The 18,370-nt window shown below is 60.7% G+C and carries 15 protein-coding genes; 10 read left to right on the forward strand and 5 right to left on the reverse strand.

The genetic code is table 11. From position 1 onward, the window contains the following. The first annotated feature begins 102 nt into the window (after positions 1-102). On the forward strand, positions 103-1,245 hold the full coding sequence (pdxB, locus tag QMK47_RS10355; RefSeq protein ID WP_253472910.1) for a 4-phosphoerythronate dehydrogenase PdxB: 1,143 nt from the start codon (positions 103-105) through the stop codon (positions 1,243-1,245). Positions 1,246-1,487: 242 nt separating this feature from the next. Here the strand turns inward: pdxB and QMK47_RS10360 are convergent, their stop codons facing one another. Beyond that, complete coding sequence (locus tag QMK47_RS10360; protein ID WP_003199629.1) at positions 1,488-1,667, reverse strand: PA1571 family protein; 180 nt, start codon at positions 1,665-1,667, stop codon at positions 1,488-1,490. A 249-nt stretch (positions 1,668-1,916) separates the two neighbouring features. On the opposite strand from QMK47_RS10360, the gene QMK47_RS10365 reads away from it, so the two are divergent. Then, positions 1,917-3,698 carry an ABC transporter transmembrane domain-containing protein gene (locus tag QMK47_RS10365; protein WP_258690700.1) on the forward strand — a complete coding sequence of 594 codons (1,782 nt, stop codon included), beginning with the start codon at positions 1,917-1,919 and terminating at the stop codon, positions 3,696-3,698. A gap of 184 nt (positions 3,699-3,882) precedes the next feature. On the opposite strand, the gene QMK47_RS10370 is transcribed toward QMK47_RS10365, so the two are convergent. Continuing rightward, positions 3,883-5,811, reverse strand: coding sequence for a transglycosylase SLT domain-containing protein (locus QMK47_RS10370; RefSeq protein ID WP_253472932.1), 1,929 nt, complete (start codon positions 5,809-5,811; stop codon positions 3,883-3,885). Positions 5,812-6,024: 213 nt separating this feature from the next. Here QMK47_RS10370 and QMK47_RS10375 point away from each other — a divergent pair, with 213 nt between their 5' ends. Beyond that, entirely contained in the window at positions 6,025-7,944 is a 1,920-nt protein-coding gene (locus QMK47_RS10375) for an ATP-binding cassette domain-containing protein (RefSeq protein WP_320390134.1), read from the forward strand. 195 nt (positions 7,945-8,139) lie between these two features. Here the strand turns inward: QMK47_RS10375 and QMK47_RS10380 are convergent, their stop codons facing one another. Beyond that, positions 8,140-8,580 (reverse strand): universal stress protein, encoded by a 441-nt coding sequence (locus tag QMK47_RS10380; protein WP_003199636.1) that lies wholly within the window; start codon positions 8,578-8,580, stop codon positions 8,140-8,142. A 102-nt stretch (positions 8,581-8,682) separates the two neighbouring features. Between QMK47_RS10380 and QMK47_RS10385 the strand changes: the two genes are divergently transcribed. From QMK47_RS10385 to QMK47_RS10415, 7 genes are all read left to right on the forward strand, one after another. Further along, entirely contained in the window at positions 8,683-9,120 is a 438-nt protein-coding gene (locus QMK47_RS10385) for a hypothetical protein (RefSeq protein ID WP_253472938.1), read from the forward strand. A 487-nt stretch (positions 9,121-9,607) separates the two neighbouring features. Next, on the forward strand, positions 9,608-11,755 hold the full coding sequence (gene fadB / locus QMK47_RS10390; protein ID WP_214508904.1) for a fatty acid oxidation complex subunit alpha FadB: 2,148 nt from the start codon (positions 9,608-9,610) through the stop codon (positions 11,753-11,755). A 30-nt stretch (positions 11,756-11,785) separates the two neighbouring features. Then, positions 11,786-12,961: an acetyl-CoA C-acyltransferase FadA gene (gene fadA, locus QMK47_RS10395; protein WP_018604861.1), complete on the forward strand. Its 1,176-nt coding sequence runs from the start codon at positions 11,786-11,788 to the stop codon at positions 12,959-12,961. A 108-nt stretch (positions 12,962-13,069) separates the two neighbouring features. After that, a complete protein-coding gene (locus QMK47_RS10400; RefSeq protein ID WP_003199644.1) occupies positions 13,070-13,306 on the forward strand; it encodes a DUF1653 domain-containing protein in 237 nt (78 codons plus the stop codon). A gap of 115 nt (positions 13,307-13,421) precedes the next feature. Next, the gene (gene topA, locus QMK47_RS10405) at positions 13,422-16,034 is read left to right on the forward strand and encodes a type I DNA topoisomerase (protein WP_214508906.1); all 2,613 of its coding nucleotides are present in this window, start codon (positions 13,422-13,424) and stop codon (positions 16,032-16,034) included. Between the two features lie 216 nt (positions 16,035-16,250). Further along, positions 16,251-16,775 carry a DUF6586 family protein gene (locus tag QMK47_RS10410; protein WP_320390135.1) on the forward strand — a complete coding sequence of 175 codons (525 nt, stop codon included), beginning with the start codon at positions 16,251-16,253 and terminating at the stop codon, positions 16,773-16,775. A 106-nt stretch (positions 16,776-16,881) separates the two neighbouring features. Continuing rightward, positions 16,882-17,115 carry a hypothetical protein gene (locus QMK47_RS10415; protein ID WP_003183419.1) on the forward strand — a complete coding sequence of 78 codons (234 nt, stop codon included), beginning with the start codon at positions 16,882-16,884 and terminating at the stop codon, positions 17,113-17,115. Between the two features lie 71 nt (positions 17,116-17,186). Here QMK47_RS10415 and sulA read toward each other — a convergent pair whose 3' ends face one another. Continuing rightward, positions 17,187-17,660 carry an SOS-induced cell division inhibitor SulA gene (gene sulA, locus QMK47_RS10420; RefSeq protein WP_003199648.1) on the reverse strand — a complete coding sequence of 158 codons (474 nt, stop codon included), beginning with the start codon at positions 17,658-17,660 and terminating at the stop codon, positions 17,187-17,189. A gap of 10 nt (positions 17,661-17,670) precedes the next feature. Then, a complete protein-coding gene (gene lexA / locus QMK47_RS10425; RefSeq protein WP_003199651.1) occupies positions 17,671-18,279 on the reverse strand; it encodes a transcriptional repressor LexA in 609 nt (202 codons plus the stop codon). Positions 18,280-18,370 lie beyond the last annotated feature (91 nt).

Consider the following 18,370-nt stretch of genomic DNA (forward strand, 5'->3'; position numbering starts at 1 on the left):
GGGAGCAAGCTCCCTCGCCACAATTTAGTTCACTGAGGTAATGCGCTGGCCCATCGAGGCGAGGAACGCCTACACTGCGCCTCCCGCCAAAGGAGCTCTGCCATGCTGATCGTCGCCGACGAAAACATCCCCCTGCTTGATGCATTTTTCCAAGGATTCGGCGAAATCCGCCGGGTACCGGGCCGGGGGATCGACCGGACGATGGTCGAGCAAGCCGACGTGCTGCTGGTGCGTTCGGTCAGCCAGGTCAATCGGGCTCTGCTGGAAGGCAGCAAGGTGCGCTTCGTCGGCACCTGCACCATCGGCACCGATCACCTGGACCTGGATTATTTCGCCGAAGCCGGTATCCGCTGGGCCAGCGCGCCGGGCTGCAATGCCCGTGGCGTGGTGGACTACGTGCTGGGCAGCCTGATGACCCTGGCAGAAATCGAAGGTGCGCAACTCGAGCAACGAACCTTCGGCGTGGTCGGCGCAGGCCAGGTGGGCGGGCGGTTGATCGAGGTGCTCAAGGGGCTGGGCTGGACCGTGAAGGTCTGCGATCCGCCGCGTCAGGCCGCCGAGGGGGGCGACTATGTGAGCCTGGAGCAGATCATCGAGCAGTGCGATGTGATCAGCCTGCACACACCGTTGACCCGCGACGGTGAGCAACCGACCTGGCACCTGTTCGACGAGGCACGCCTGAACCAGCTCAAGCCCGGGACCTGGCTGATCAACGCGGCCCGCGGCCCGGTGATCGATAACGCCGCGCTACGCGAAGTGTTGCTGGAACGCGAAGACCTGCAAGCGGTGTTGGATGTCTGGGAGCAGGAACCCACCGTGGATGTGGACCTGGCCGATTTGTGCGTGATCGCGACCCCGCACATTGCCGGTTACAGCCTCGATGGCCGTCAGCGCGGCACCGCCCAGATCTACCAGGCCTTGTGCGCTTTCCTGGAGCGGCCGGTTGAAGTCAGCCTCAGCGACCTGTTGCCTCGGCCTTGGCTGGGTGGCATCACCCTGGATGCCGCAACCGACCCGGCCTGGGCCTTGGCGGCGTTGTGCCGGAGCGTGTATGACCCCCGTGGTGACGACGCGAACTTTCGCCGCAGCCTGGTGGGCAGCGTCAGCGAGCAACGCAGCGCGTTCGACGCCTTGCGCAAGCATTATCCGCCACGGCGGGAAATCGACAGCTTGAAGGTTCGTATCGAAGGGCAGTCGGCGGCCTTGCAACAGATCGTGACGGCATTGGGCGCCACTGTTATTTGATCACCGCTCTTGTGGCGAGGGAGCTTGCTCCCGCTCGGCGGTGTAGGAGCTGGCGAAGCCTGCGATCTTTTGATCTTTCACTTGGAACTCAAGCGCCAATGGAAAGATCGCAGCCTCGCTTCGCTCGACAGCTCCTACAGCGCAACCCAGCGGGAGCAAGCTCCCTCGCCACAGAAGCTTGTGCAATCAGCAGGCATAAAAAACCCGACATCAAGGTCGGGTCCAATTGAAGACGGGCTGTATCACTTTTGTTCGGCAGGCTTGACCAGTCGTTTTTCCAGCTCGCTGCAGGCTTTCTGGATCATGTCTTCGGTGATCGGTACTTCGCGCCCTTGGGCATCGATGAACGAGCAGCCCAGAGACTGGTCCGGTTGCGTGCGGATTACTTGAATCTTGTCGTCGCTGCTGTGTTGCAAGGACATGGCCTGTCTCCTCATCAGGTTGTGTGCCTACTTTAATGTCGCCAGGTGACCGAGCCATGACACTCCTTGTAGGTTCATGGCGACACCTCCACTCAATCAGAAACGCAGTTGCGTTTCCAGCCAGACTTTAGACCGATAACATCTAGCCTCTAGTCGTTGTGGTCATATTTAACCTGACTCATTCTGATTCAATTTGGTTCCGCTACGCTTTGGCGTCGCTGGCCGGCCTTTTTCCTGCTGCATTATCGGATGCCCTTGATGCTTTCTTCCCGACATCGCCGTGCCATACGCCTGGCCAACGGCTTCATCGCCCCTTATCGCAAACAGGTCGCCGGCGCCTTGCTGGCCCTGATTGTCACCGCCGGTATTACCTTGTCCATGGGCCAAGGCATCCGGTTGCTGGTGGACCAGGGCTTCATGACCCGCTCGCCGCACCTGCTCAATCAATCCATCGGCCTGTTCATGGTGCTGGTGGTGGGGTTGGCGATCGGTACGTTTGCCCGTTTTTACCTGGTGTCCTGGATCGGCGAGCGGGTGGTGGCCGATATCCGGCGGCAGGTCTTCAACCATCTGGTGTACTTGCACCCCGGTTTCTACGAAAACAACCGCAGTTCGGAAATCCAGTCGCGGCTGACCGCCGATACGACCTTGCTGCAATCGGTGATCGGTTCGTCGCTGTCGTTGTTTTTGCGCAACGCCTTGATGGTGGTGGGCGGCATCGTGCTGCTGTTCATCACCAATCCCAAGTTGACCAGTATCGTGGTGATTGCCCTGCCGCTGGTATTGGCGCCGATCCTGGTCTTTGGTCGGCGGGTGCGCAGTCTGTCGCGCCAGAGCCAGGACCGCATTGCCGACGTCGGCAGCTACGTCTCCGAAACTCTTGGCCAGATCAAGACCGTGCAGGCTTACAACCACCAGGTCCAGGACGAGCGACGATTCTCCGTGACGGTGGAGCAGGCCTTCGACACCGCCCGCAAGCGCATCGCCCAGCGGGCCTGGCTGATCACCCTGGTGATCGTGCTGGTGCTGGGCGCGGTGGGGGTGATGCTTTGGGTCGGCGGCATGGATGTGATCGCCGGGCGGATCTCCGGCGGTGAGCTGGCGGCATTCGTGTTCTACAGCCTGATCGTCGGCAGCGCCTTCGGTACCCTGAGCGAGGTGATCGGCGAGCTGCAACGGGCGGCGGGCGCTGCCGAGCGCATTGCCGAGTTGCTGCGTTCGGAAAACATCATCCAGCCGCCGGCTTCAGGCCTTGTCATGTTGCCGGAGCGGGTCCGGGGCGATCTGCGCCTCGAAGGCGTGCGTTTTTCCTACCCCTCCCGGCCGGACAGTTATGCGGTCGACGGTCTCGACCTGAGCATCAAGGCCGGCGAGACCCTGGCCCTGGTCGGGCCTTCCGGTGCGGGCAAGTCAACGGTGTATGACCTGCTGCTGCGTTTCTACGATCCGGTGCAAGGGCAGATCCTGATCGACGACGTGCCGTTGACTCAACTCGATCCGCTGGACCTGCGCCGCCACTTCGCCCTGGTTTCACAAAACCCGGCGCTGTTTTTCGGCACGGTCGAAGAGAACATCCGCTACGGCAACCCTGGCGCAACGTCCGAGCAGGTGCGTGAGGCCGCGCAGATTGCCCACGCCCATGACTTCATCGAAAAAATGCCCGACGGCTATCAGACACATCTGGGCGACGGTGGCCTGGGTCTGTCCGGCGGCCAGCGCCAACGCCTGGCCATCGCCCGGGCGTTGCTGGTGGACGCGCCGATCCTGCTGCTGGACGAAGCCACCAGCGCTCTCGATGCGCAAAGCGAACACCTGATCCAGCAAGCCCTGCCCAACCTGATGAAAAACCGCACGACCCTGGTCATCGCCCACCGCCTGGCCACGGTGAAAAACGCCGACCGGATCGCGGTGATGGACCAGGGCAAGGTGGTTGCCGTGGGCACTCACCAGGAGCTGGTTGCCAGCAATGCGCTGTACGCGCGGCTGGCGGCGTTGCAGTTCAATGTGGGGTTGGAGACGGCAACCGACTAAGTATGGTCCCTTGTGGGAGCGAGCTTGCTCGCGATAGCGTTGAGCCAGCTTGCATCCATGTTGAAGGTGCCACCGCCATCGCGAGCAAGCTCGCTCCCACAGGGTTCAGCAAGCGAGCAAAAAGAAATGCCCGCATCTTTCGATGCGGGCATTTTTTCTTCTCAGGAACAGCTTCCGCTAATAATCACTGATCATCGAAATACCGCTCATGCCAATCCACCAGCGGTTGCGGCGAATTGAGTTTCTGGCCGTAGATCACCGAGTACGACAACACGTTCTGCACGTATTGGCGGGTTTCGTCGAAGGGAATGCTTTCGACCCAGACGTCGAAGCTCAAGTGGTCGGCGCCGCGCAGCCACTGGCGCACGCGACCGGGGCCGGCGTTGTAGGCCGCCGAAGCCAGGACGCGATTGCCGTTGAACTGGCTATGAACCTGGCTCAGGTACGCCGCGCCCAACTGGATGTTCTTGTCCGGGTTCAACACTTGCTGTGGTGAGGCCAGGGGAATGCTGAACTTGCGCGCGGTTTCCTTGGCGGTGCCGGGCATCAGTTGCATCAGGCCTGCGGCACCGACGCCGGAGCGGGCGTCGTCCATGAAGGCGCTTTCCTGGCGGGTGATGGCGAACGCCCAGCTTGGATGCAAGCCGCGGATCTTGGCTTCGCGTACCAGGGTGTCGCGGTGGGCCATCGGGAAGCGGATGTCCAGGTCGTCCCAGTACTTGGCCTGGCTGATGGTGCGAATGGCCGGGAAATACCACTTCAGGTCATAGGCCAGTTTGGCCTGGGCGACCATTTCGTCACGGTTGAAATGACGGCTGACGTGATACCACTCGCGGCGCCCGTCGACGATGTCCCCACGGGCATGAAATTCCAGCGCCCGACGCACGCCAGGGGTGTTGCGCACTTTGTTGATCAGCGCCTGGCTCATCACCAGCGGCTTGTTGACGAGCGAGTACGGTGACTGGGAACGGTCGGCGGCCAGGAAGCCATAGAAGTCTCGTTCACGGGCCAGGTGCTTGTAGAGCGCCAGCGCCTCGGGGTTCTGCGGCTGCGCCAGTTCCAGCGTGCGGGCTTGCCAGTACCGCCAGCGATTGGTGCTCGACAGCGACTCGGGCAGGCGACGGGTCAGTTGGTAGGCATCGTCCCAGCGGGCCAGGCGCAGGAGCAGGCGCAAGCGCCATTCCGAAACGGTGTCATCGCGCAGTTCCGGGTCGTATTTCGTCATCACGTCCAAGGCCCGGCTGTCGAAGCGCTTGGCCAGGGTCAGGCCGATTTCCCGGGCAATCGCAACTTTTTCATCACGGGAAAAATGCATGGTGCTGGCGTAGCCGTCCAGCAGTGCCATGGCCTTTTCCGGATCCTGGCGGGCCAGGCGACGCAGGCCGAGGCTGACGATGTCGGACATCGGTTCATCGGCCGGGGTGAAGCGCGAGGGCTGGTTGAGCAACTCAGGCTTTTGCGCCACGTCCACCAGCAGCTTGCCGCGGGGGGCGAGGGTGGTCAGACCGCTGACCAGGCTGTTGGCCAGCGGGTAGTTGCGGGCCTGGGCCGCCAGTTTTGTGCGTTCCCAGCGTTTCTGTTCGGTCAACTGGCCCTGGGAGGCCCATAGGCCGAACAAGGCATCGCACGCCTGGGGCTGGGATTTGCCGGAGAGCCACAGCTTTTCGGTATTGGCATAGCCTTCGGCTTTCAAGCCATGGCTGAGCTGGTACTGGGCGTTAAGGCAGTCCAGTTCGGTGAAATTGAGCTTGGGGTCGTAATACTTGACGAAGGTCTCCCAGTCACCGCGCTCGGTCAGCCAACGCAGCCAGCGCAACTTCATCCAGTTGGCCTGGGGCAGATCGCCGTGTTCGGCGAGGAACTTCTCGATTTCGGCGTTGCTGGCGCTCTTGAGGCGAGCGGTCAATTCGTCGTAGGCCAGATAGGGTTCCAGCGGATAATCGCGCAGGGCCTGGCTGTAGCGAAAGTAAGGGCCGGAATCACCCTTGGCCAAGGCGCGCTTGGCCTCGTCGTAATATTGGCGTTGAGTGGAGATATCCACCGCCTGCGCGGATTGAACGGCAGTGGCACATACAAAAAGACACGATAAAACACTGAAAAGGCGACTGCGCATGAGACGTCCGGGCATAAAAAACATGACAAGCCCAAGGGGTAACCCAGGGTAACTGTCTGTAGCTTAGCCTTTTGCCAGCAGCCGGCGAAAGCTTTGCAAGGCCGTCAGTGCAAGTTCGCAACATTTGTTATGCAGAGTGCTTCGGTGGCGAAATTGGCGGACCCCTGAGGCCTCATCTCAGGTAGAATGCGCGCCCGGTTTTTGGAGAAGCTCATGACCCTGCTCAAATTCAGCGATGTGTCCCTTGCTTTCGGCGCTATGCCGTTGTTGGACAAGGTGTCCTGGCAGATCGCCCGTGGTGAGCGGGTGTGCATCATCGGCCGCAACGGCACTGGCAAGTCCAGCATGATGAAGCTGGTCAAGGGCGATCAAAAGCCCGATGACGGCTCGGTCTGGCGCGCGCCAGGCCTGAAAATCGGCGAATTGCCCCAGGAACTGCCGGTGGCCGACGAGCGGACCGTATTCGACGTGGTTGCCGAAGGCCTGGACGGTGTCGGCGCGCTGTTGGCCGAGTATCACCACCTGAGCCAGAACATCGTCACCGATGCTGACCTGGACAAGTTGATGCACGTGCAGCACGACCTTGAAGCCCGAGACGGCTGGCGTCTGCAGCAACTGGTCGACAGCACCCTGAGCCGCCTGCAACTGCCGGCCGACAAGACCCTCGCCGAGTTGTCCGGCGGCTGGCGTCGTCGCGTCCTGCTGGCCCAGGCCCTCGTGTCCGAGCCGGACCTGCTGCTGCTCGACGAACCGACCAACCACCTGGACATCGGCGCCATCGCCTGGCTTGAAGAAGCCTTGAAGGACTTCCAGGGGGCTGTGCTGTTCATCACCCACGACCGTTCCTTCCTGCAAAACCTGGCGACCCGCATCCTTGAACTGGACCGTGGCGGCCTGATCGACTGGAACGGCGACTACGCCAGCTTCCTGGTGCACAAGGAAGCGGCGCTGGCAGCGGAAGAAACCGCTAACGCGTTGTTCGATAAGAAACTGGCCCAGGAAGAAGTCTGGATTCGCCAGGGCATCAAGGCGCGTCGCACCCGCAACGAAGGCCGTGTGCGGGCGCTCAAGGCCTTGCGCATGGAACGCAGTGAACGTCGCGAGCGCACCGGCAAGGCCAACATTCAGTTGGATACCGCTGACAAGTCCGGCAAGCAGGTGATGGTCCTTGAGAACGTGAGTTTCGCGCATCCGGGCGGCCCGTTCCTGATCAAGGACTTCTCCATGGTCCTGCAGCGCGGTGATCGCATCGGCCTGCTGGGTGCCAACGGTACCGGCAAGACCACGCTGCTCAAGCTGATGCTCGGTGGCCTGGTGCCGACCAATGGCAAGGTGGAGGAGGGCACGAAGATCGACGTCGCCTACTTTGACCAGTTGCGCCATCAGTTGGACCTGGAAAAGACCGTGATCGACAACGTCGCCGAAGGTCGCGATTTCATCGACATCGATGGTCAGAGCCGCCATGTGTTGAGCTACCTCGGCGATTTCCTGTTCAGCCCCCAGCGTGCCCGTACGCCGGTCAAGGCGCTGTCGGGTGGCGAGCGCGCCCGTCTGTTGCTGGCCAAGTTGTTCAGCAAGCCGGCGAACCTGCTGGTGCTCGACGAACCGACCAACGACCTGGACGTGGAAACCCTGGAGTTGCTGGAAGAGGTGTTGCTGACCTTCAATGGCACCGTGCTGATGGTCAGTCACGACCGGGCATTCCTCGACAACGTGGTCACCAGCACCCTGGTGTTCGAAGGCGAAGGCCTGGTGCGTGAATACGTCGGTGGTTATCAGGACTGGCTGCGCCAGGGCGGCTCGCCGCGTCTGCTGGGGGTCACCGAGAGCAAGTCTGGCAAGGCCGACCTGAATTCGGCCGTGGTCAAGACCGAGCCAGCCCCGGTAGCCGCCGCAGCGGCGCCGGCACCGGCCAAGAAAAAACTCAGCTACAAACTGCAGCGTGAGCTGGAGGCGTTGCCGGGTGATATCGACGCGAAGGAGCAGCAGATCGCTGCGGTGGAAGCGGAGATGGCTGACGCCGGTTTCTACCAGCGACCTGCTGCCGAAACCGCCAAGGTGATCGCGCACCTGGAGCAGTTGCAGGCCGAGCTGGACGCACTGGTCGAGCGCTGGGCTGAACTGGACGCTTGATCCGCTGTTGAAAAAATCCCGGAATTCAGCAATGAATGCCGGGATTTCTATTTGAAACGCTATTCCCCTGTAGGGGTGAGCCTGTGGGAGCAAAGCTTGCTCGCGATGAAGGCATCTCGGTCTGTCGAATGACCGCGTTATCGTTCATCGCGAGCAAGCTTTGCTCCCACAGGCTCGCTCCCACAAGGGTAGGGTTTATGTGCGCTTGACCAGATGTACCGCCAGCACGTCGCAAGGCGCGCCATGCAGCACGTCGTTGGCGGTCGAGCCCAGCAACAGCGCCAGGCCGTGGCGACCATGGCTGCCGACCACAATCAGGTCGCAGCCCTGCTCCTTGGCCAGGTGATGGATCTCCTGGCGCGGCTGGCCGTAGGTCAGGTGGCTGAATTCCTTCTTCAGGGCCGGGTATTTCACGATCAGTCGGTCAAGGCGCTCCTTGGCCTGGTCGAATTGCTGCTGCTGCAACTGGGAAAGGTCCATAGGCACGTCGCCGCCGAAGGCCATGGCCATCGGTTCGACGATGTGTACCAGCGACAGCTTGGTGTCCCGGCTTTCGCAAAGGGCGAGGGCGCGCTTGACGACCGGATCGCATTCTTCAGTGAGGTCGACGGCGACCAGAACGTGTTCGTAGTACATGGAAAGCACTCCAGAGAATTGCGATACGGTAAGTATGGCTGGTTTCAAGCGCATTGACGGCGACGTGGCTCAATGGGCTCATCAGAATTCGGGAGTACGAATATGACGGTCTGGATAGTGGTGTCAATCCTGTTGGTGGTGTTAAGTCCGCTGGCATGGTTGCGGCCGTCCCGTGTCCAGAGCGGTCGCATGGCCCTGCGCATGGAGGCACGACGCCTGGGCCTGGCCATGCAGCTGGCGCCGCAGGAGTGGCCGCACTGGCTCGGCCAGCAGCCGCCAAACCCCTGCGCCCAGTACCACCGGCCCCGGCGCGGCAAGGAACCGGCGGTCTGGAGCTATTGGCAGACGGCGCCAGGCGTCTGGGTCAACCGGTGGCGAGAAGTCTGCCAGGATGAATCCCTGCTCAATCATTTCGAAAAATTGCCGGCCAACGTCTACAAAGTTGAAGCCGATCGGCAAATGATTGCCTTGTACTGGGGCGAGAAGGGCGAAGCGACTGTTTTGCAAGATATTTGCACGGTGCTCAAGGCGCTGGCCTGAGGCATAAAAAAAGCCCGACAGTCTCATCGGGCGGGTTGGCCAGGCAGGCCGGTAATCAATCTCATGTCAGGGCGTGCGTTCGTAACGTCCTTTGTTTCCAATTTTCAATCGCGTCCCGACAGCGTAGACCGCTGGATCCGGTCTGTCTGGAATTAGGGCGATTTTTCTAATTATTGATCCTATGAATAGCGGCTCATGCGGCGCCGTGTTGCGGATCCGTACGGTACGGAAATGACCGTGAAGTCGCGTTCACGCCTGTGTTTAGGGCGATTGACAATTGTCGGAAATTCCGTGAAGGTGACGTACCCAAATCAAACGGGCGTATGAATTGAGCGTTTGTATTTTCAGAATGCTCCTACAGACCCCGACTATCGCGTTGACGGGTGTGCCTGGCGGATTGGCGTAGCATCGACGGTAACGTCTATGCCAAACCAGTGGTCAGCGTTCAACGTGTACTGTTCAGCTTCCATATCGTGGAGATCAGTTGATGATTTACGAAGGTAAAGCCATCACGGTTAAGGCTCTTGAAAGTGGCATCGTCGAATTGAAATTCGACCTCAAGGGTGAGTCCGTCAACAAGTTCAACCGTCTAACCCTGAATGAATTGCGTCAGGCTGTAGACACTATCAAGGCAGATGCTTCGATCAAGGGTGTGATCGTCAGCAGCGGCAAGGACGTGTTCATCGTCGGCGCCGACATCACCGAATTCGTCGACAACTTCAAGCTGCCCGATGCCGAACTGATCGCTGGCAACCTCGAAGCCAACCGTATTTTCAGCGACTTCGAAGACCTCAACGTACCGACCGTCGTGGCCATCAACGGCATCGCCCTGGGTGGCGGCCTGGAAATGTGCCTGGCGGCGGATTACCGCGTCATGGCCACCACGGCCAAGATCGGCCTGCCGGAAGTCAAGCTGGGCATCTACCCAGGCTTCGGCGGCACCGTGCGCCTGCCGCGCCTGATCGGTGCCGACAACGCCATCGAGTGGATTGCCGCCGGCAAGGAAAACCGTGCTGAAGACGCGCTGAAGGTCGGTGCCGTGGATGCCGTGGTCGAACCTGGCAAGCTCCAGGAAGCGGCCCTTGAAACCATCAAGCGCGCCATCAGCGGCGAGTTCGACTACAAGGCCAAGCGTCAGCCGAAGCTCGAGAAGCTCAAGCTCAACGCCATCGAACAAATGATGGCCTTCGAAACCGCCAAGGGTTTCGTGGCCGGTCAGGCAGGCCCGAACTACCCGGCGCCGGTCGAAGCGATCAAGACCATCCAGAAAGCCGCGAGCTTCGGTCGCGACAAGGCCCTGGAAGTCGAGGCCGCCGGCTTCGTCAAGCTGGCCAAGACCTCGGCTGCGCAAAGCCTGATCGGTCTGTTCCTCAATGACCAGGAGCTGAAGAAAAAGGCCAAGGCCTACGACGAAATCGCCAGTGACGTGAAGCAGGCCGCCGTGCTCGGCGCCGGCATCATGGGGGGCGGTATCGCGTACCAGTCGGCGTCCAAAGGCACGCCGATCCTGATGAAGGACATCAACGAACACGGGATCGAGCAAGGCCTGGCCGAAGCCGCCAAGCTGCTGGTCGGCCGTGTCGACAAAGGTCGCATGACCGCTGCGAAGATGGCCGAAGTGCTCAATGGCATTCGTCCGACCCTGTCCTACGGCGATTTCGGCCATGTCGACCTGGTGGTCGAAGCCGTTGTCGAGAACCCGAAGGTCAAGCAGGCGGTACTGGCTGAAGTCGAAGACAAGGTCAAAGAGGACACCATCCTGGCCTCGAACACCTCGACCATCTCCATTTCGCTGCTGGCCAAGGCCCTCAAGCGTCCGGAGAACTTCGTCGGCATGCACTTCTTCAACCCGGTGCACATGATGCCGCTGGTGGAAGTGATCCGTGGCGAGAAGTCCAGCGAACATGCCGTTGCCACCACCGTGGCCTACGCCAAGAAAATGGGCAAGAACCCGATCGTCGTCAACGATTGCCCGGGCTTTCTGGTCAACCGCGTGCTGTTCCCGTACTTCGGCGGTTTCGCCAAGCTGGTCAGCGCTGGCGTGGACTTCGTGCGCATCGACAAGATCATGGAAAAATTCGGCTGGCCGATGGGCCCGGCGTACCTGATGGACGTGGTCGGCATCGACACCGGCCACCACGGTCGCGACGTCATGGCCGAAGGTTTCCCGGACCGCATGAAGGACGATCGTCGTTCGGCTGTCGACGTGCTCTACGAAGCCAAACGCCTGGGCCAGAAAAACGGCAAGGGCTTCTACGCCTATGAGACCGACAAGCGCGGCAAGCAGAAGAAAGTCGCCGACTCGTCGGTGCTGGAAGTGCTCAAGCCGATTGTCTACGAGCAGCGCGAAGTCACCGACGAGGACATCATCAACTGGATGATGATCCCGCTGTGCCTCGAAACCGTGCGTTGCCTGGAAGACGGTATTGTCGAGACCGCTGCCGAAGCCGACATGGGTCTGGTCTACGGTATCGGTTTCCCTCCATTCCGTGGCGGTGCGCTGCGCTACATCGATTCGATCGGTGTTGCCGAGTTCGTTGCCCTGGCTGACCAGTACGCTGATTTGGGCGCGCTGTACCACCCGACCGCGAAGCTGCGTGAAATGGCCAAGAACGGCCAGCGCTTCTTCGGTTAAGCGCCCAACGACTAGAGCGAGAGAACATTTATGAGCTTGAATCCTAGAGACGTCGTGATTGTCGACTTCGGTCGTACGCCGATGGGCCGCTCCAAGGGCGGCATGCACCGCAACACCCGCGCCGAAGACATGTCGGCGCACCTGATCCGCAAGCTGCTGGAACGCAACGTCAAGGTCGACCCCAACGAAGTCGAAGACGTGATCTGGGGCTGTGTGAACCAGACCCTGGAGCAGGGCTGGAACATCGCCCGCATGGCCTCGCTGATGACTCAGATCCCTCATACGGCGGCGGGCCAGACCGTCAGCCGCCTGTGCGGTTCGTCCATGAGCGCACTGCACACCGCCGCCCAGGCGATCATGACCGGTAACGGTGACGTGTTCGTCGTCGGTGGTGTCGAGCACATGGGCCACGTGAGCATGATGCACGGTGTCGATCCGAACCCGCACATGTCGCTGTACGCGGCGAAAGCCTCGGGCATGATGGGCCTGACTGCGGAAATGCTTGGCAAAATGCACGGCATCACCCGCGAACAGCAGGACGCCTTTGGCGTACGCTCCCACCAGCTCGCCCACAAGGCGACCGTGGAGGGCAAGTTCAAGGATGAGATCATCCCGATGCAGGGCTACGACGAGAACGGCTTCCTGAAGCTGTTCGACTACGACGAAACCATTCGTCCGGAAACCACCCTGGAAAGCCTGGCGGCCCTCAAGCCGGCATTCAATCCGAAGGGCGGCACCGTGACAGCCGGTACCTCGTCGCAGATCACCGACGGTGCCTCGTGCATGATCGTGATGTCGGCCCAACGTGCCCAGGACCTGGGTATCCAGCCGATGGCGGTGATTCGTTCGATGGCCGTGGCGGGTGTGGACCCGGCGATCATGGGCTATGGTCCAGTACCGGCCACGCAGAAAGCCTTGAAGCGCGCAGGCCTGGGTATTGCCGATATCGACTTCTTCGAACTCAACGAAGCTTTCGCCGCACAGGCCTTGCCAGTGCTGAAAGATTTGAAAGTGCTCGACAAGATGAACGAGAAGGTTAACCTGCACGGCGGCGCGATCGCCCTGGGTCACCCGTTCGGTTGCTCCGGTGCGCGTATCTCCGGCACGCTGCTCAACGTCATGAAGCAGAATGGCGGCACTTTTGGTGTGTCGACCATGTGCATTGGCCTCGGCCAGGGCATCGCCACTGTCTTCGAACGCGTCTAAGCGTTGCGTTGATGGAAGCCGGGGCCAAGTGCCCCGGTTTTTGTTTTTTCGGGTTTAGTAAAAAAGATTTTGTTTTTATTTTGAAAAAATTTGAGTGAGGGCCAAAGCATGCCGATACAACCTGGGCTCTACCAGCATTACAAAGGTCCGCAGTACCGCGTATTCAGCATCGCGCGGCATTCCGAGACCGAGGAAGAAGTGGTCTTCTATCAAGCCCTGTATGGCGATTACGGCTTTTGGGTGCGTCCCTTGAGCATGTTCGAGGAGTCCGTCGAGGTTGACGGCGAACAGGTGCCACGCTTTGCTTTGGTGCAGGCCGAGGAGAGCATTTTTTCCAAGCCTTGAGGCCGGTATGCGGGCAACCCTGCGCTTGACCTCACCTTGCAGCCACTATATATAGCGGTGCCGCGTCAGGCGCCAACCGCCTTTCACTTTTTAGAATTCAGGAATTTTCTGATCCATGGGCAAATCGCTGGTCATTGTGGAATCCCCGGCTAAGGCCAAGACCATCAACAAGTATCTGGGCAACCAATACGTGGTGAAGTCGAGTATCGGCCATATCCGAGACCTGCCCACCAGCGGTTCGGCTAGCGCCAGCAAGGAGCCAGCCGCCAAGCGCGGCAAGGCTGCTGCCGGTGAAGCGCCGGCGCTGTCGCCGAAAGACAAGGCGCGCAAGCAGCTGGTCTCACGCATGGGGGTCGATCCGGAACACGGCTGGAAAGCCAAGTACGAGATCCTCCCGGGCAAGGAAAAGGTCATCGAAGAGCTGCGCCGGCTCGCCAAGGATGCCGACACCATCTATCTCGCGACGGACTTGGACCGCGAAGGGGAAGCCATTGCCTGGCACCTGCGCGAAGCCATTGGTGGGGATGACAGCCGCTACAAACGCGTGGTGTTCAACGAAATTACCAAGAAGGCCATCCAGGAAGCCTTCTCCCAGCCGGGCGAGCTGGATATCGATCGGGTCAACGCCCAGCAGGCGCGTCGCTTCCTCGACCGCGTGGTGGGCTACATGGTCTCGCCCCTGCTGTGGGCCAAGATCGCCCGCGGCCTGTCGGCCGGTCGTGTGCAGTCGGTCGCCGTGAAGCTGGTGGTGGAGCGCGAGCGGGAGATCCGTGCGTTCATCCCTGAAGAGTACTGGGAAGTCCACGCCGACCTCGGCACCGCCAAGGGCGCCACCGTGCGCTTCGACGTGGCCCGGGAGAAGGGCGAGGCCTTCAAGCCGCTCAACGAAGCCCAGGCCATGGCTGCGCTGGAAAAGCTCAAGGCTTCCAGCTACAGCATCGTCAAGCGCGAAGACAAGCCGACCAGCAGCAAGCCGTCGGCGCCGTTCATCACCTCCACGTTGCAGCAGGCCGCGAGCAATCGCCTGGGCTTTGGCGTGAAGAAAACCATGATGATGGCCCAGCGTCTGTACGAAGCCGGCTACATCACCTATATGCGTACCGACTCGACCAACCTTTCGGTCGATGCCGTGGCGATGGCGCGCACTTATATAGAAAGCGAGTTCGGCAAGAAGTACCTGCCGGACACGCCGAACGTCTACAGCAGCAAGGAAGGCGCGCAGGAGGCTCACGAAGCGATTCGTCCGTCCGATGCCAACACCGAGCCAAGCAAGCTGTCGGGCATGGAGCGCGATGCCGAGCGTCTCTACGAGCTGATCTGGCGCCAGTTCCTGGCCTGCCAGATGCTGCCGGCGCAATACCTGTCGACCACGGTCAGCGTCGGTGCCGGTGACTTCGAGCTGCGCGCCAAGGGCCGCATCCTGAAGTTCGACGGCTACACCCGCGTCATGCCGCAGATCACCAAGCCTGGGGATGACGACGTCCTGCCGGACATGGCCCAGGGCGACGTGATGAAGCTGATCAAGCTTGATCCGACCCAGCATTTCACCAAGCCACCGGCCCGTTACTCCGAAGCCAGCCTGGTCAAGGAAATGGAAAAGCGCGGCATTGGTCGTCCTTCGACCTACGCAGCGATCATCTCCACCATCCAGGACCGCGGCTATGTGGCGCTGCACAACCGTCGTTTCTATTCGGAAAAGATGGGTGACATTGTCACCGAGCGCCTGTCCGAGAGCTTCTCGAACCTGATGGACTACGGCTTCACCGCCGGTATGGAAGAGAACCTCGACGATGTGGCCCAGGGCGAGCGCGACTGGAAAAACGTTCTCGACGAGTTCTACGGCGACTTCAAGAAGAAGCTCGAAGTGGCCGAAAGCCCGGACAGCGGCATGCGCGCCAACCAGCCGGTCATGACCGATATCCCGTGCCTGACCTGCGGGCGCCCGATGCAAATCCGTACGGCCTCGACCGGCGTGTTCCTCGGTTGCTCGGGCTACAGCCTGCCACCCAAGGAGCGCTGCAAGGCGACGGTCAACCTGGTGCCGGGCGACGAAATCGCCGCGGACGACGAGGGTGAATCGGAATCCCTGGTGCTGCGCGGCAAGCATCGCTGCCCGATCTGCAGCACGGCGATGGACGCCTACCTGCTGGATGAAAAGCGCAAGCTGCACATCTGCGGTAACAATCCGGACTGTGCCGGTTATGAGATCGAAGAGGGCACTTATCGCATCAAGGGCTACGAAGGCCCGAGCCTGGAGTGCGACAAGTGTGGCAGCGAGATGCAGCTCAAGACCGGCCGTTTCGGCAAGTTCTTCGGTTGCACCAACCCGACCTGCAAGAACACCCGCAAACTGCTCAAGAGCGGTGACGCGGCGCCGCCGAAGATGGACCCGGTGAAGATGCCTGAGCTCAAGTGCGAGAAGGTCAACGACACCTACATCCTGCGCGACGGTGCCTCCGGCCTGTTCCTGGCGGCGAGCCAGTTCCCGAAAAACCGTGAGACCCGTGCACCGTTGGTGATGGAAATCGTGCCGCACAAGGACGAGATCGATCCGAAGTACCATTTCCTCTGCGAAGCGCCGCAGAAGGATCCGGAAGGGCGCCCAGCGGTCATCCGCTACAGCCGCAAGACCAAGGAGCAATACGTGCAGACCGAAGTCGACGGCAAGCCGACTGGCTGGAAAGCCTACTACGACGGTGGTAAGTGGACGGTGCAAGACAAGAGCTGATGGTAGCACTCACGTGTGACGAGGGGGCTTGCTCCCGCTGGGCCGGTCCGACGTTTCGGGCGTAGCCGCCCCAATAAGTCTCAAGTGAACAAAAGGCCGCATGACAACCCACAGGTTTTCATGCGGCCTTTTTGTTTTTGGCTTGCAGTGGCCTCGGTTGATCCATGACACTGTCGCACTTGCGTGACGCTTTCATTTCGTTGGGGAGATGCCGCCATGGCCCACGAACTCTATACCCGCACCAATCAGAAAATCTATTTCGCCGGTCTGTCGCTCGAAGCGCTCACCAGGGCCGAAGATGGACGTGCGGTGAACTCTCCGGCGCTGCTCCAGGCAGGGCGCGAATCCGCGCTGTTTCACCTGTACGGTGCATTGTTGGGGTTGTGCCATGAAATCGCCGGTTTCTATCGCCTGCCACAAGCGAACGCACCTCGGGCCGAGCTGCTGTTGACCCGCGAAGCGTTGGAAACCATTGCTATCCCGGAGTTGGCCGAAATGGTCGAACTGGCGCACAACCCGGAAACCTGGCTGGCGAAGCTATTGGCAGCCCATGCGGCGTTGTTCGAGCCGCCACGAGCCCCGCGCAAGCCCAAGGGGGACGTGACCCAGCCGTTGATCGTGGCGGTCAATCTGGACGAACAAGAACCCGAGCAGGAGTTGAGCCGGGAGGAGCTGGAGAGCTGGCGCCAGAACCTCAAGAGCCTGGCGATACGCTTTCGTGAAGGGTTGAACGAGTGCTGAGTTCGCCCCCGGCCCGTTACGTTGGTTGATAACACTTGGTCAAGATCCCGAGCGGAGCCTGGCCGATGACTATATAATCCTCGCCTTTCGTGGAGAACAGACTTTTATGCCTACGTCCTTTCTAGAAATTGTCGAACTTCCTGATGGCCGCATCGAGCTGCGCAGGGCTGAGGACGAGGGTTCTCTGGTTACCCTGAACTTCTCCGAAGATGCCAAGGTATTCCTCCAGGGCCAACACGTGGAAGTCGCCAAGGCGATGCTGAGCGTGGGCGTCCAGATGGCAGGTCGCCTGGTTGAAGGCGAATTCAACAAGGAAGAGGGGCCGCGGGTTCTTCATTGATCCCGTCTGTCGGCTTTTTTGGATAGTGTGGCTGGTCGGCTTCTCTGCCTTGGAGAAGCCCCGCGTTCGTCTTAGCCCAATCGAATATTCAGACTTTGCGCGTCCCCGGTACGGGCGGCGCTGATCAACTGTTGCCGTGCGGTCGCGGTTAGCGGGTTGAGCCAGCTGACCACGGTGTGGCTGCGGCCCAGGCGCAAGGCTTCGCAGGTCAACTGTTGAGCGCTTTGGGTGCCCCGCGGCTGCAACAACAGGATGCGTTCGCGGTTCAGGCCGGCATCCCGCAGCCAGGCCTGGGTGACGCTGGCCGGTGGTGCGATCAGCGTCAGCCAGCGAGCATCCTGGTCCTGGCTGAGTTCTCGCAGAATCGGCGCCAGCAGGTTCAGGCAGTTTCCGGCCGCACCACGTAACGACAGTTCGCTGAAAGCCTCGGGCTCGACGCCCCAGGGCGACTCGATGACCTCTTTCAGGACTGGAACCAGCGGTTGGGCCATGAATGCCTCGAACAGCGGAAGTTGTGTGTGTTGTGGTGTGTGAGGGAACTGCATAAAGCCTCCTTTAGCGGCGAATGACGCCGACGCTCAAGCCTTCGATGACCAGGTCCTGATCTTTCAGGTTCACTTCGATGGGCGCGAACTCCGGGTTCTCGGCGATGAGCCAGACCTTGCTGCCGTCGCGCTTGAAGCGCTTGACGGTCACTTCGTCGCCGATTCGCGCCACCACGATCTGGCCGTTGCGGGCTTCGCGGGTGGTATGGACGGCCAGGAGGTCACCGTCGAAGATGCCGATGTCCTTCATGCTCATGCCGTGTACACGAAGCAGATAGTCGGCACGAGGATGGAAGAACGAAGGATTGATGTTGCAGGACTCTTCGACATGCTGCTGGGCCAGGATCGGTGCGCCTGCCGCTACCCGGCCGATGATCGGCAGGGTGGTTTCGTCGGCCTTGGCTTCGAAGCCGGGGATGCGAATGCCACGGGATGCGCCCGGGGTCATTTCGATAGCACCCTTGCGCGCCAGCGCCTTGAGGTGTTCTTCAGCCGCGTTGGGCGACTTGAAACCCAGTTCCTGGGCGATTTCCGCGCGGGTTGGCGGGTAGCCGTTGTCTTCGAGGCAGCGTTTGATGAAGGCCAGAATCTCTGCTTGGCGTGGCGTCAGCTTTAGCATATTGATCGCTCTGTCTTTTTATACAGTGACTGGGATTATATACAGTGGACGCCGCTTGGCAATCCTCCTTTTTTCACCGGCCGCTGGACGG

Origin of the sequence: Pseudomonas sp. P9_35 (assembly GCF_034008205.1) — a bacterium.
GTDB classification, from domain to species: Bacteria; Pseudomonadota; Gammaproteobacteria; order Pseudomonadales; family Pseudomonadaceae; genus Aquipseudomonas; species Aquipseudomonas kilonensis.